The 13340-nt window shown below is 65.7% G+C and carries 11 protein-coding genes; 4 read left to right on the forward strand and 7 right to left on the reverse strand.

Going from position 1 to position 13340, the window contains the following annotated elements:
• Positions 1-45: 45 nt before the first annotated feature.
• From QGV55_RS00935 to QGV55_RS00945, 3 genes are read left to right on the forward strand one after another with little or no spacing between them, the layout of a single operon-like run.
• Positions 46-1863 (forward strand): ATP-binding cassette domain-containing protein, encoded by a 1818-nt coding sequence (locus QGV55_RS00935; protein ID WP_281018758.1) that lies wholly within the window; start codon positions 46-48, stop codon positions 1861-1863.
• Positions 1860-3161 carry an HlyD family type I secretion periplasmic adaptor subunit gene (locus tag QGV55_RS00940; RefSeq protein ID WP_281018757.1) on the forward strand — a complete coding sequence of 434 codons (1302 nt, stop codon included), beginning with the start codon at positions 1860-1862 and terminating at the stop codon, positions 3159-3161. Before QGV55_RS00935 ends, QGV55_RS00940 begins: the two co-directional genes overlap by 4 nt.
• Before the next feature lie 18 nt (positions 3162-3179).
• Positions 3180-3743 (forward strand): phosphoribosyltransferase family protein, encoded by a 564-nt coding sequence (locus QGV55_RS00945; RefSeq protein ID WP_281018756.1) that lies wholly within the window; start codon positions 3180-3182, stop codon positions 3741-3743.
• 10 nt (positions 3744-3753) lie between these two features.
• Here the strand turns inward: QGV55_RS00945 and QGV55_RS00950 are convergent, their stop codons facing one another.
• Together QGV55_RS00950 and cimA are read right to left on the reverse strand one after the other, a co-directional pair.
• Positions 3754-4533 (reverse strand): RNA methyltransferase, encoded by a 780-nt coding sequence (locus QGV55_RS00950; RefSeq protein WP_281018755.1) that lies wholly within the window; start codon positions 4531-4533, stop codon positions 3754-3756.
• Entirely contained in the window at positions 4533-6134 is a 1602-nt protein-coding gene (gene cimA, locus QGV55_RS00955; RefSeq protein WP_281018754.1) for a citramalate synthase, read from the reverse strand. The genes QGV55_RS00950 and cimA overlap by 1 nt, the downstream gene beginning before the upstream one ends.
• Positions 6135-6363: 229 nt before the next feature.
• Here cimA and QGV55_RS00960 point away from each other — a divergent pair, with 229 nt between their 5' ends.
• Entirely contained in the window at positions 6364-7245 is an 882-nt protein-coding gene (locus QGV55_RS00960; protein ID WP_281018753.1) for a hypothetical protein, read from the forward strand.
• Positions 7246-7290: 45 nt separating this feature from the next.
• On the opposite strand, the gene gltX is transcribed toward QGV55_RS00960, so the two are convergent.
• From gltX to QGV55_RS00985, 5 genes are all read right to left on the reverse strand, one after another.
• Positions 7291-8625: a glutamate--tRNA ligase gene (gltX, locus tag QGV55_RS00965; protein WP_281018752.1), complete on the reverse strand. Its 1335-nt coding sequence runs from the start codon at positions 8623-8625 to the stop codon at positions 7291-7293.
• Between the two features lie 4 nt (positions 8626-8629).
• On the reverse strand, positions 8630-10291 hold the full coding sequence (locus QGV55_RS00970; RefSeq protein ID WP_281018751.1) for an NAD+ synthase: 1662 nt from the start codon (positions 10289-10291) through the stop codon (positions 8630-8632).
• Between the two features lie 112 nt (positions 10292-10403).
• A complete protein-coding gene (locus tag QGV55_RS00975; protein ID WP_281018750.1) occupies positions 10404-12323 on the reverse strand; it encodes a PhoX family phosphatase in 1920 nt (639 codons plus the stop codon).
• A 117-nt stretch (positions 12324-12440) separates the two neighbouring features.
• Positions 12441-13067 carry a bifunctional nicotinamidase/pyrazinamidase gene (gene pncA / locus QGV55_RS00980; RefSeq protein WP_281018749.1) on the reverse strand — a complete coding sequence of 209 codons (627 nt, stop codon included), beginning with the start codon at positions 13065-13067 and terminating at the stop codon, positions 12441-12443.
• Positions 13068-13070: 3 nt separating this feature from the next.
• Positions 13071-13313 carry an Lrp/AsnC ligand binding domain-containing protein gene (locus tag QGV55_RS00985; protein WP_281018748.1) on the reverse strand — a complete coding sequence of 81 codons (243 nt, stop codon included), beginning with the start codon at positions 13311-13313 and terminating at the stop codon, positions 13071-13073.
• Between the last annotated feature and the right edge of the window lie 27 nt (positions 13314-13340).

Consider the following 13340-nt stretch of genomic DNA (forward strand, 5'->3'; position numbering starts at 1 on the left):
CATCGGACGTGATCGGTGAGAACCTTGGGGGCACTGGACAATTGAATGGCTGAACCGGCGAAACAGGGCGGATTCAGGGCTCTGATCAGACCGGTCTGGCCCGCCACGGGCGAACTGCTGCTGCTCAGCCTGTTCATCAACATCCTGGCGCTGGCTGTGCCGGTCTTCGTGCTGCAGGTCTATGACCGGGTCGTGGCCAAGGCCGGGCTGACGACCCTGCAGGGTCTGGCCATCGGCATGGCCGTGGTGATCCTGTTCGATTTCCTTCTGCGCCAGACCCGCAGCCGCGCCGTTCAGCGCGCGTCTCTGCGCTTTGACCTGCATTTCGGGGAGGTGCTGTTCGAGAAGCTGGGCCGCATGCCCCTTCGGGTGCTGGAGTCCCGGCCCGCGGCCTTCTGGCAGGGACTGTTCCGCGACTCCGACATGGTCCGCAACGCCGTTGCCGGTCCGCCCGTGATCATGCTGGTGGACCTGCCGTTCGCGGTCATGTTCATCATGATCATCTATGTCGTCGCGGAACCGCTGGTCTGGGTCGTGCTGGTCGCGGCGGCGGTCTTCGTCCTCTTCGCCCTCCGGTCGGGCTTTGCCATTGGTGCGGCGGCCAACAAGGAACGCGGCACCTCCATCGGTCGCGATGCCTTTCTGGCGGACATCATCGCCAATCGCACCACCATCAAGGCACTGGCGCTGGAGGGGGCGGTGCGGCCCATGTGGCGCGACAAGCAGGTGGATGCCATCGACAGCGCCATGGATCGCGGGCGCATCAACGATACCTACGGCAATGTCGGTGTCAGCCTGACTGTCATGACCACCATCGCCATCACGACAACCGGCGCGCTCGCCATCATGGACCAGCAGATCTCCATCGGTTCGCTGGTGGCGACGAACATGCTGGCGTCCCGCATCGTCGGTCCCTTCGCGCAACTGGTGACGCAATGGCGGGTGCTGGTCATGGCACGACAGTCCGGTCGTCGTCTGACGGAGGTGCTGTCGCAACCGGATGATCACCAGGAACAGGTGATGGACCTGCCCCGGCCGGAAGGGGCGATGAGTGTCGAGAGCATGACCTTCGCCTTCGCCCCGGATCAGGAACCGGTGCTGCGCGAGATCCGGCTGAAGTTTCCGGCAGGGGGCATGCACGCTGTCGTAGGTCCCAACGGGTCCGGCAAGACAACGCTGCTGAAGCTGCTGATGGGGCTTTATGAGCCGGTCAGCGGACGCATCCTGCTGGATGGGGCGGACATCACCCAGTTCCCGCTGACCCAGTACGCCCGCTGGATCGGTTATGTCCCGCAGGAGAATGTGCTGCTGGCCGGCACCATTCGCGAGAACCTGGCCCGTGGGCGGGAAGACATTGACGATGATGCGATTCTGGCAGCCGCACAGGCCGTTGGCGCGCATGAGTTCATTGTCGATCTGCCCGAAGGCTACGGTACCGTCGTTGGCGAAGGCGGCCGGACCCTTTCCGGCGGCCAGCGCCAGCGTCTGGCGATCGCGCGCGCCCTGATCGGCAATCCGCCCGTGCTGCTGCTGGACGAACCGTCGGCAAGTCTTGACCGGGCGGCGGAGGAAGCGCTGCGTGACCGGCTGAAACAGCTTTCGCGCGATCACACGGTGATCATGGTCTCGCACAGTTCGATCCTGCTGGGGGCCTGCGACAATGTGGTGATCCTGGACAAGGGCGTGATCGTGAAGGGCGGCCCGGCGCATCAGGTGCTGCCCAGCCTGTCACAGCGCAAGCCTGCCGTGGCAAAGCCGGTCGCCGCACCCGCCGCACCTGCTACGCCTGCCGCGCCCGCCAAGCCAGCGTCTGAAACGTCGAAGGCCGATGGGTCCGATGCCGTGACGGAGGCCGCGAAATGACCACTGACGAGCGTATCGAACAGATGCAGCGTCAGGCCCGCGCCACGCTCTGGCGGGTCATTGCGCTGATTGTCATCCTGCTGCTGTCCGGCTTTGGCGTCTGGGCTGCCGCGGCCAAGCTGGACGAGGTGGCGGTCGCGCCGGGTGAAGTGAAACCGCAGGGCAAGGTGCGGCTGATCCAGCATCTGGAAGGCGGCATTGTCGAGGCGCTGCTGGTGCGGGAAGGCGACGTGGTGGAGGAGGGCCAGCCGCTGGTCCAGATCGATCTCGCCCCCAGCCAGGCCAATCGGGAGGAGATCAGCTATCGCATCGACGGTCTGATGCTGAACGCGGCCCGGCACCGTGCGCTGGCGACGGGGGAACAGCTGGAACTGCCGCCGGAGGTGGCGGAGCGTCGCCCGGAACTGGTGCAGAACGAAATCGATGCCTATCGGTCCCGCAATGCCCAGTACCAGACCCAGTTGGGCGCGTTGCGTGCCAAGCTGCGCCAGCGCCAGGCCGAACTGGCCGAGCTGCAGTCCAAGCGGCGCAGCATCGACGGCAACCTGGCGGTGCAGAAGCGACGCTTCGAGATGTCGAAGCGCCTGCTGGAGCGTGAACTGACGCCGAAACTGGACCATCTGGAGCTGGAGGCGGAGGTCACGGATCTGGAGGGCAAGCTGGACACGGCCAACAGGTCCATCCCCCGGATCACTGCAGGAATCGATGAGGCGCGCGAATTGCTGAAGGAGGAGGAACTCCGCTTCCGCTCCGAGGCTTCGGAGGCGCTGGCCAAGGCGGAGCAGGAGATCGGTCGCCTCTCGGAACTGCTGACGGAGGCCAATGACCAGCAGTTGCGCGCCACCATCCGCAGCCCGATTGCCGGCGTCGTCAAGAACCTCGTGGCCAATACCATCGGCGGTGTCATCCGGTCAGGTGACGCGATCATGGAGATCGTGCCGCTGGACGAGACCCTGATCGTGCTGGCCCGCCTGAACCCGAACGACCGTGGCTATGTCGAGGTGGGGCAGAAGGCGATGGTGAAGATCACCGCCTATGACTTCTTCCAGTATGGCGCGCTGGAGGGGCGGGTGATCCGCATCGGCGCGGACGCCAACCGGCTGCCGTCCACGGGGGAGCCCTATTTCGACGTGGTGGTGGAGACCACCGGCGGCTTCGTCGACAAGTCCGGTGCGCTGATGCCGATCACGCCCGGCATGCAGGCCGCAGTTGACATCCATACGGGGGAGCGGTCAGTGATGACGTTTCTGCTGAAGCCCTTCCTGCGTCTGAAACAGGAAGGCTTCCGCGAGCGCTGAGCACGGGACGGGCCTCTCTTGGACAAGACATTCATCTCCGCCGACGAACTGCTGCGTGACTCCTTCGAACTTGGTCTGCGGATCTACGAGAGTGGGTACCGGCCATCCTTCATTGTCGGCATCTGGCGCGGTGGTGCCCCCATCGGCATCGCGGTGCACGAGGTGCTGGACTATTACGGCGTCCAGAACGACCACATCGCCATCCGCACCGCGTCGTACCTGCGCCCCGGGGAGCAGGCATCGACGGTGCGTGTCTTCGGCCTGAACTACATCATCGACAATATCTCGGCGGACGATCAGCTGCTGATCGTCGATGACACCTTCGATTCAGGGCGCAGCATCGATGCCGTGATCCAGGAGCTGCGGCGCAAGTGCCGCCGCAATACCCCCGACGAGATCCGTGTCGCCACGGTTTACTGGAAGCCCCACCTGAACAAGACCGAGCGGGTGCCGGACTACTACGTCCACCAGACCGACAAGTGGCTGGTCTTCCCGCACGAGATCGACGGCCTGACGCCTGAGGAAATCGCCCGCCACAAGGCCCACCCCGACCTGAACCGGGCGATGAAGGCGGAGGGCTGAGGCCGCCGGTCTACCGCTTCCGCTGGTTCTGCCGGTGACCGCTGATGGAGCGCATCATGCCGAACAGGGTGCGGACTTCCTGTTCCGTCAGCTGGGCGCGATGGAACATGGAGCGCAGGTTGCGCAGCATGGTGGGGCGCTTGTCCTCGATGCGGGTGAACATGCCGGCGCTGTCCAGCTCGCCGCTGATGAAGTCCAGGAACGCCTGCATCTGACCTGACGTGGCCGGTTCGGCCTCCGGCATCTGGCCGTGCATGCGCACCGGCAGGCCCGCCGCCATGCGCCATTCGTAGGACACCAGCAGCACGGCCTGCGCCAGGTTGAGGGAGGCGAAGGCCGGGTTGGCGGGGACGTGGATGATGGCATTGGCCAGGGCGACGTCGTCGTTGTCCAGTCCGGCCCGTTCGCCCCCGAACAGGAAGCCGACACGCTGTCCGCTGGCCATGGCCTGGTGTCCCTGTTCCGCCGCCTGACGGGGTTGCAGGATCGGCTTTTCCAGTTCGCGCCCGCGCGCCGTGGTGGCCAGGACCAGATGCAGGTCCGCGATGGCTTCCTCGACCGTCCCGAAGACCTGCGCGTCATCCAGCACCTCGTCGGCGCGGGAGGCCATGGCGCGGGCGTCGGGGTTGGGCCAGCCGTCGCGGGGGGCGACCAGCCGCATCTCCCCCAGGCCGAAATTCAGCATGGCGCGGGCGGCGGCGCCGATGTTCTGGCCCATCTGCGGGCGCACCAGGATGATGGCGGGCTGCGCCAGTTCCGCATCCTGCATCCGACTGTCGGTTCCCGCCATCAGATTGCCTTCGCGCCGTCCCGGAACAGCTTGAAGGTGATGGCGTCATGCAGCGCATCGAAGCTGGCCTCGACGATGTTCGGCGAGACGCCGACGGTGAACCAGCGTTCCCCGGAGGTATCGGCGCTTTCGATCAGCACACGGGTCACCGCCTCGGTACCGCCGTTCAGGATGCGGACCTTGTAGTCCACCAGATGCAGGCTCTTCAGCACGTCCGAATAGACGGGCATGCCCTTGCGCAGCGCCATGTCGAGCGCATTGACCGGGCCATTGCCTTCCCCCACCGTCAGATGCTCCTTGCCGCCCGCGAACAGTTTCACGGTGGCCTCCGACACCGTGGTCAACTGGCCACGGGCGTTGTAGCGCCGCTCCACCAGCACCCGGAACCGGTCCACCTTGAAGTAGTCCGGGACCTGGCCCAGCGCGCGCCGCGCCATCAGCTCGAAGCTGGCTTCCGCGCCGTCATAAGAATAGCCCTCGAATTCGCGCTGCTTCACCTGCTCCAGCAGGCGGTTGATGCGGCTGTCCTTCGGGTCCACATCGATCCCGACCTCCGCCAGACGCGCCAGGATGTTGGACCGCCCGGCCTGATCGGAGACCAGAACGTGGCGGCGGTTGCCGACCAGCTCCGGCTCGATGTGTTCATAGGTCTTCGGGTCCTTCTGCACGGCGGAGACATGCAGGCCGCCCTTGTGCGCGAAGGCGGATTCACCCACCCAGGCCTGGTTGCGGTTCGGTGCCCGGTTCAGCAGTTCGTCCAGCAGCCGCGACGTGGCGGTCAGGTGGCGCAGTTCCGACGGTCCGACCCCGGTTGTCAGGTGATCCGAATAGAGCGGTTTCAGGCAGAAACTCGGGATCAGGGAGATCATGTTGGCGTTGCCGCAACGCTCCCCCAGTCCGTTCAGGGTGCCCTGGACCTGGCGCACGCCCGCGCGCACGGCGGCCAGCGAATTGGCGACTGCGTTCTCCGTATCGTTGTGCGCGTGGATGCCCAGGTTGGTGCCGGGCACATGCTTCGCCGCCTCTGCCGCGATCCGCTCCACGTCGCCCGGCAGGGTGCCGCCATTGGTGTCGCACAGCACCACCCAGCGCGCGCCACCCTCCACCGCCGCCCTGATGCAGGCGATGGCGTAGTCAGGGTTGTCGCGATAGCCGTCGAAGAAGTGCTCCGCATCGAACATGGCTTCGCGCCCGCGCGCGACGGCGGCGGCAATGCTCTCGCGGATGGAGGCGAGGTTCTCCTCCCGCGGGACATTCAGTGCGACATCGACATGGAAATCCCAGGACTTGCCCACCAGGCAGACCGCTGCCGTGTCCGCGTTCAGAACGGCGGACAGACCGGGATCGTTGGAGGCCGACATGCCTGCACGCCGGGTCATGCCGAAGGCGACCAGCTTCGCCCGGTCGAGGGTCGGCGGATCGGCAAAGAAGGCCGTGTCGGTCGGGTTGGCGCCGGGCCAACCACCCTCGATGTAGTCAATGCCCAGTTGATCCAGCGCACGGGCAATCGTGCGCTTGTCCTCGACCGAGAAATCGACGCCACGGGTCTGGGCCCCGTCGCGCAGGGTGGTGTCGAACAGATAGAGGCGATCTTTGGTCATTTGCTGGGTCTTCAGTACTTCGAGGGAATGCCGTTACCGGCCCGGTTGCCTTAAGGGGTGTGCCGCGCCATGGCAAGTGTGGCGTGGTTCCGGGGCGAGGCCGGGCCCGACCGGACGGCCCCTGATCGGCGGCAGCGGCCAATTCCCCCTTGTCAAATTCCGGCAATACCTGCAACCTTGAGTGGCTGATAAGAAAGAATATCAGTCCAGGGTTAAGGGCGAGGCAGGAATGACGATACTGGATTCACCGAATATCGGACTCATCATCGGCGTATCGTTCTGTGTCGCGTTCGTCGTCGGCCAGCTCGTCACCACATGGCGCACTGACTGGCGATTGGGACGCATTCCGTTCCTGCTCTGCCTTCTGGCCCTGCTCTTCCTGACCCAACTCGTCCTGGCAATCGGCTTCCGTGGTGCCCTGGACAGTGCGGACTGGGATGCTGGCCGGTTCGCGACCCTGCAATCTGGTGGTGTGCTGCTGACACTTGTCTTGCTGGGCGCCGCCGCCGCGGCGCGGAGCAGGGACGCCTGCGGGCGCACCGGGGCGGGCTTTCTGCTCAACGTGCCGCTGCTGAATCTCTGGCTGCTGATCGCGCCTCCCCTGTCATCAGGTGCTTCGGACACGGGCTGGTTTCACCGCCAGGTCACCGGGGCGAACGGGATACGGTTGATCTTCGTGCTGACAGTCTTCTGTATCGCGGGCGGCATCGTGAATGAGAAACAGGCGGAGCGGCTGGCCATTGAGGTCGCCAGGATCGCAGCGGAGCAGGCACGCGCGGCTGCGGAGGCGGAGAAGCAGGTACGGCAGGAACGGCTCGCGGAGGGGCTTGACCGGTTCGTGGCTGAGGTCGATGCGCCCTATGCCCTCAATGACGCCTTCACCTTCGCCGAAATCGCCGTCAAGGGGACGGACCTCGTGATCCGTCTGGAGACGTCGGACTGGTTCATTCACCGGGAATCGGATGCGCACTATTACACAGGCGTCTTCTGCAGGCTGCCGGGCATCGATGACCTTCTCTCGCAGGGTGTCGGAGTCACCGTGGACATTCTCGACCCTGACGGCAGCCTTGCCATTTCCTTCGGGTATGACGGTTCCGACTGTGACGGCTGACGGTCACCTGGCGTCAGGCTGTCTGGGCGTCTGGCGGACTGGGCGTCAGGCCGTCTGGCCTCTCAGTCGCCGCTCAGCCCGCTCGCGCCCGATCAGCGGCAGCAGGGCCTTCATCTCCGGGCCGTGTTCGCGGGCGGTGAGGGCGAGGCGCAGGGGACGGAACAGGTCACGCCCCTTCGCCCCGGTCTCGGCCCGGACCGCTTTCGTCCAGGTGCCCCAGCTTTCGCCGTCGAGCGGTGCGTCCGGCAGCAGGTTGGCGGCGCGTGCCGTCAGGTCCGGGTTCTCCAGTACCGGCGCCAGTTCGGCCCCGACGACGGCCTGCCAGTCGCGGATGTCTTCCAGCCGTTCCAGATTGCCGCGCACGGCCTCCCAGAGCGCCGGATCGATCCCGTCACCAAGCCGCGCCGATGCCCTGGAAACATCCAGCCCGTGAACCAGCGTCGCCGACAGTTTCGCCAGTTCGCGCTCATCGAAGCGCGCGGCGGCCCGCCCGAAGGTGGACAGGTCGAACCCGGCGACCGCGGCCGCATGGTCCGCAAAGGCCTCGACCGGCTGCGCCGTGCCCAACCGTGACAGCAGGCTGACCAGCGCCAGCGGCTCGATGCCCCGTTCGCGCAGGGCCTGAACGGTGCGGCTGCCTTCCCGTTTCGACAGGGGGGAGCCGTCAGTCTCCACGATCAGGGCGAAGTGCCCGAAGACCGGAACCGGATGCCCCAGCGCCTCGAAGAGCTGGATCTGGGCCGCGGTATTGGCCACGTGATCCTCCCCCCGGATGACATGGCTGATCCTCATCTCCCCATCATCGACGACGGAGGTGATGGTATAGAGCGGGCGGCCATCGGCGCGGATCAGCACGGGGTCGGAGAGGGAGGCGGCATCCACATCCTGGGGACCACGCACCAGATCGTCCCAGCCGACCCGCTTCCGGTCGAGCAGGAAGCGCCAGTGCGGGCGGCGACCCTCGGCCTCCAGCACGGCGCGTTCGGCATCGGTCAGGCGCAGACCGGCCCGGTCATATACCGGCGGGCGACCGGCGGCCCGCTGCAGGCCCCGCTTCCGGTTCAGTTCCTCCGGTGTCTCGTAGCAGGCATAGAGGCGTCCGCTGTCCCGCAACCGTTGAATGGCGGCCTCGTAGCTGGCGGTCCGGTCCGACTGCCGCGCGAAGTTGTCCCAGTCCAGGCCGAGCCATCTCAGGTCGCGCAGGATCGCGTCCTCGAAAGCCTGTGTTGATCGCTCGGTATCGGTGTCGTCGATGCGCAGCAGGAAACTGCCGCCATGCGCCTGCGCGAACAGCCAGTTGATCACCGCCGCCTTGATGTTGCCGAGATGCAGCTCCCCGGTCGGACTGGGCGCGAACCTGACGCGTGGTGTTCCCGGCATCACCTCAGATCGCGTCGCGGAAGCGGTTGGTGATCGGGTAGCGGCGGTCGCGGCCGAAGCTGCGGGTGGTGATCTTCACACCCGGCGGGGCCTGGCGGCGCTTGTATTCGGCGATGTAGAGCAGATGCTCGATCCGCTTCACCACCTCCGGCGCATGCCCCCGGTCGACGATGGCCTCGAACGCCATCTCCTTCTCCACCAGGCAGTGCAGGATGTCGTCCAGCTGGTCGTAGGGCGGCAGGCTGTCCGCATCCTTCTGATCCGGGCGCAGTTCCGCCGAGGGCGGCTTGTCGATGACATTCTGCGGCACGACGCGACCTTCCCTGCCGAGAGCGTCGGAGGGGCGGTGCTGGTTGCGCCAGTCGGCCAGGGCGAAGACCGTGGTCTTGTAGAGGTCCTTCAGCACCGAATAGCCACCCGCCATGTCCCCATAGATGGTGGCATAGCCAACGGACATCTCGGACTTGTTGCCGGTGGTCAGCAGCATGTGACCGAACTTGTTGGACATGGCCATCAGGATCAGGCCACGGGCACGGGACTGGATGTTCTCCTCCGTGATGTCCGGGTCGCGTCCTTCGAAGACATGCGCCAGTGCGCCTTCCACGGCGTCCACGGTGTCGGCAATGGAGACCGTATCCAGCTTCGCCCCCATCAGCAGCGCATTCTCCGCCGCATCCTTCAGGCTTTCCTCGCTGGTGTACTTTGACGGCAGCATCACGCACCAGACCCGCTCCGGACCCAGCGCGTCGGCGGCGACCGCGGCACTCAACGCGGAGTCGATGCCGCCTGACAGGCCCAGCAGAACACCGGGGAAACCGTTCTTGTTCACATAATCCCGCAGGCCCAGCATCATTGCCCGGTAGATGCTCTCCAGCCTGGAGCGGGGGGCGGCATCCGGTCCCTTCTCGCAGACCCAGCCGTCGGGGGTCCGGTTCCAGGTGGTCAGCACCAGCGCGCTCTCGAACTCCGGCATCTGCACGGCGACGGAGCGGTCGGTATTGATGACGAACGAGCCGCCGTCGAAGACCAGTTCGTCCTGGCCACCCACCTGATTGAGATAGACCAGCGGCAGCCCGGATTCGGTCACCCGACCGACGACATGGTTCAGGCGGGTGTCCACCTTGTCATCCTCGAAGGGGGAGCCGTTCGGGACAAGCAGGATCTCCGCGCCGGTCTCCGCCAGGCACTCGACCACGTCGGGGGTCCAGATATCCTCGCAGATCGGCACGCCCAGCCGCACGCCGCGGAAGTTGATCGGCCCGGGCAGCGCGCCGGAGGCAAACAGCCGCTTTTCGTCGAACACGCCATAGTTCGGCAGGTCATGCTTGAAGCGTGCGGCCTTGACCTCGCCACCGTCCAGCAGCAGCACGGCATTGTAGAGCTTGCCGTCCTCCCGCCAGCAGGTGGTCAGCAGCATCGCGGGGCCGCCATCGGCGGTTTCCGCCGCCAGGGTCTCGGCGGCGGCGATGGCGTCATCCTGCAACGCCTGCTTCAGCACCAGATCCTCCGGCGGATAGCCGATCAGGAACAGTTCCGGAAACAGCACGAGGTCCGCCCCAAGGGCGGCGGACTGGCTGCGGATTTCACGGGCAAGCGCAAGATTCCCCTGCACGTCGCCGACGGTCGGGTTGGCCTGCGCCAGCGCGATCTGAAGCTTGTCTGTCATGTGATTTCATTAGCCGCGTGCCGCGTCGCCTGCAAGCGGTGAGGGTGTCACACGAAAAAGGGGCGCCCCCGGCGGGAGACGCCCCCTTTCGCTGCACGATTTCCGGAACCGGTCAGCCGACGGGCCTTCCGTCGTCCCGGCGAACAGCGACAACGGCTGAGCGCGGAACGCTCTGGCCACCGTCCGGGAAGTGGCTGTCGCCCTTCTCGCCCGGATGCTGCACACCGATGAAGACGGTGCGCCGGTCAGGCGAGAAGGTGATGCCGGTGATCTCGCATTCCTTCGGACCGACAAGGAAACGGCGGATCTCGCCGCTCACCGGATCGGCGACCAGCATCTGGTTGTTGCCCTGCCCGGCGAAGTCCCCGGCATTGGAATAGTTGCCGTCAGTCTGGATCCACATCAGCCCCTTGCTGTCGAAGCCGAGGCCGTCCGGAGAATTGAAACTGTTCTCGGGCGTCACATTGGCCGATCCGGCATTGGCATCGTCATGCACGCTCGGATTGCCTGCGGTGACGAACAGGTCCCAGCCGAAACCGTCAGCCGTGTGGTCGCCATTGTCGGGGACCCAGCGCACGATCTGGCCGTACAGGTTGGCCTTGCGCGGGTTGGGGCCGCCGACCGGGGTCTCGTCGCCGCCCGCGTTCGGCTTGATGCCGCGGTTCTTGTTGTTGGTGAGGCAGCAATAGGCCTCGACCCGGTGCGGGTTGGCGGCGACCCATTCGGGCCGGTCCATCGTGGTTGCACCGACCGCGGAAGCCGCTTGGCGGGTGTGGATGCGGATCTCGGCATCCGTGGCCATGCCCGTGGACTCAGGGGTCAGTTCCACCCATGTGCCGCGCATGTCATCGGTGAACTTCGCGACGTAGAGCCGGCCGTTCTCCAGCAGGTCACTGTTGTCCCGACCCAGGCCGTAGGTGTCGGCACTGACAAAGCGGTAGAGGAACTCGCCACGCTCGTCGTCGCCGAGATAGACGACGACATGACCGTTCGCGGCCACGACGACCTCTGCGTTCTCATGCTTGAAGCGGCCCAGCGCGGTGCGCTTCTTCGGGGTCGAGGTCGGGTCCGTCGGATCGATCTCGACGATGTATCCGGCGCGGTTTGCCTCGTTCGGATGCTTGGCGATGTCGAAGCGTTCGTCCGCCGTGGCCCAGGCGTAGCCCCAGTCCTTCAGCCCGATGCCATAGCGGGCCATCTCTGCCGGAACCTTCAGATCGGGATCGCTGGAGGAGAAATAGCCGTTGAAGTTCTCCTCGCAGGTCAGATAGGTGCCCCAGGGGGTCCGCCCGTTGCCGCAATTGTTCCAGGTGCCCAGCGACCGGGTGCCCGTCGGGTCGGCTGCCGTCTGCAGCAGTGCGTGACCGCGCGCCGGGCCGGTGATCTCCATCGGTGTGTCGGCGGTGATGCGGCGGTTGAACGGCGAGTCGGTGACGATGCTCCAGAAACCGTCCTGCTCCGCCACTTCGACAACACTGACGCCATGGGCGGCCTTGCCCTTGCGCACGTCGTCGGCGTTCTCCGGCAGGCCGGACGCCCGGTTGCCGTACATGATGCCGCGGTTCGTGTACTCGTTGTTCACGGCCAGGATGGTGCGGCCATTGTGACTGAACATGGCCATGCCGTCGTTGTTGTCGCCGAAGGCACGCTCCTGGCTGGCTCCCGTGCCGCGGGTTGCCTGATCGAATTCGGGTGCATCGGGGAAGATGGGGTCGCCCCACCGGGCCACGATGTGCCAGCTGTAGCCCTCCGGCACCGTGACCGTGTCGAGGCCGTTGGCGGCAACCGCGCCAAAGCCGAGGCGGCTGGCGGCAGTGCTTGCGGCGGCCCGCGTCTCCATCGGCGTCAGTGCCGTCGTACCCATCACGAAGGCACTGGCACCGAAGGCGATCGAGCCACCCAGGAAGCGGCGGCGGGACATCGCGCGCGCCACGACGGTTTCAAAGTCGGTCGTGGCCGGACGCGGATTGTTGGCTTCATCGAATGCGTCGAACGAGAGTTCTTCGCTGGACGTCGGAATGGTATCTGGCATCTGATTTCACCTGCATGTTGGGCGACCTGTTCCCCACAGGTCATGGGTGATGCATCTGCCAGAATCATCTTTCAGCACTGTGACAGGACTGCTGGGGCAGGGGGGCTGCCGCCCCGATCAGGTCACCTGGCTTGCCAGCACGACACCTGCCGCGCGCAGGTCCTGCGTGGCCTGTGCCAGTGAGCCATCCTGGTCGATGGCGCGGCATCCGGGCAGGATCATGGTGACGTCCAGGCCCAGCCTGCGGGCATCCAGTGCGGACCAGGCAACACAGAAATCGGTGGCCAGTCCCGCCATGACCATATGGGTAAGGCCCCGGTCGCGGACATAACCCGCAAGGCCGGTCGGCGTCCTGCAATCGTTCTCGAAGAAGGCCGAGTAGCTGTCGAGTTCCGGGCGGAACCCCTTGCGGATGACCAGTTCGGCACGGTCGATGGTCAGGTCCGGGTGAAACGCGGCACCGTTGGTGCCCTGAATGCAGTGGTCAGGCCAGAGTGTCTGCGGCCCGTGATCGGTCTCGACGGTCGAAAAGGCCGCTGCGCCGGCATGGCTGGAGGCGAAGGAGGAATGCCCGGCGGGATGCCAGTCCTGTGTCAGCGCGACATGGCTGAAGCGGTCGATCAGCGCGTTGGCGACCGGGACCACCGCATCACCATCGGCAACAGCCAGGGCACCGCCGGGGCAGAAATCATTCTGGATGTCGATCAGCAGCAGCAGGTCGGTTGCCGGGTCGATGGCGACCATGGGTCAGGAAAAGGCCTTGAAGGTGATCGTGGTGAAGGTGTCCTTGACGCCGGGCAGCATCTGGATCTCCTCGTTCACGAAATGCCCGATGTCCTGTGTGTCGGTCAGGTAGCATTTCATCAGCAGGTCCCACTCGCCGGAGACCGAATGCACCTCCGACACCTGCTCGACGTTCTCCACGGCCTCGTCGGCGACCTTGTAGGCCTGGCCCAACTGGCATTTCACCCAGATGAAGATGGTCTGCATGATGGCGTTCCCTTTGCTGACGGCTGG

This window comes from Minwuia sp. IMCC3009, from assembly GCF_029909415.1.
In the GTDB taxonomy this organism is placed as follows: domain Bacteria; phylum Pseudomonadota; class Alphaproteobacteria; order Minwuiales; family Minwuiaceae; genus Minwuia.

What these genes read in the sequence shown, in the direction of transcription:
- QGV55_RS00935 (WP_281018758.1), top strand. Translation starts at nt 46, where the DNA reads ATGGCTGAACCGGCGAAACAGGGCGGATTCAGGGCTCTGATCAGACCG.
- QGV55_RS00940 (WP_281018757.1), top strand. Translation starts at nt 1,860, where the DNA reads ATGACCACTGACGAGCGTATCGAACAGATGCAGCGTCAGGCCCGCGCC.
- QGV55_RS00950 (WP_281018755.1), bottom strand. Translation starts at nt 4,533, where the DNA reads ATGGCGGGAACCGACAGTCGGATGCAGGATGCGGAACTGGCGCAGCCC.
- cimA (WP_281018754.1), bottom strand. Translation starts at nt 6,134, where the DNA reads ATGACCAAAGATCGCCTCTATCTGTTCGACACCACCCTGCGCGACGGG.
- QGV55_RS00960 (WP_281018753.1), top strand. Translation starts at nt 6,364, where the DNA reads ATGACGATACTGGATTCACCGAATATCGGACTCATCATCGGCGTATCG.
- gltX (WP_281018752.1), bottom strand. Translation starts at nt 8,625, where the DNA reads ATGCCGGGAACACCACGCGTCAGGTTCGCGCCCAGTCCGACCGGGGAG.
- QGV55_RS00970 (WP_281018751.1), bottom strand. Translation starts at nt 10,291, where the DNA reads ATGACAGACAAGCTTCAGATCGCGCTGGCGCAGGCCAACCCGACCGTC.
- QGV55_RS00975 (WP_281018750.1), bottom strand. Translation starts at nt 12,323, where the DNA reads ATGCCAGATACCATTCCGACGTCCAGCGAAGAACTCTCGTTCGACGCA.
- pncA (WP_281018749.1), bottom strand. Translation starts at nt 13,067, where the DNA reads ATGGTCGCCATCGACCCGGCAACCGACCTGCTGCTGCTGATCGACATC.
- QGV55_RS00985 (WP_281018748.1), bottom strand. Translation starts at nt 13,313, where the DNA reads ATGCAGACCATCTTCATCTGGGTGAAATGCCAGTTGGGCCAGGCCTAC.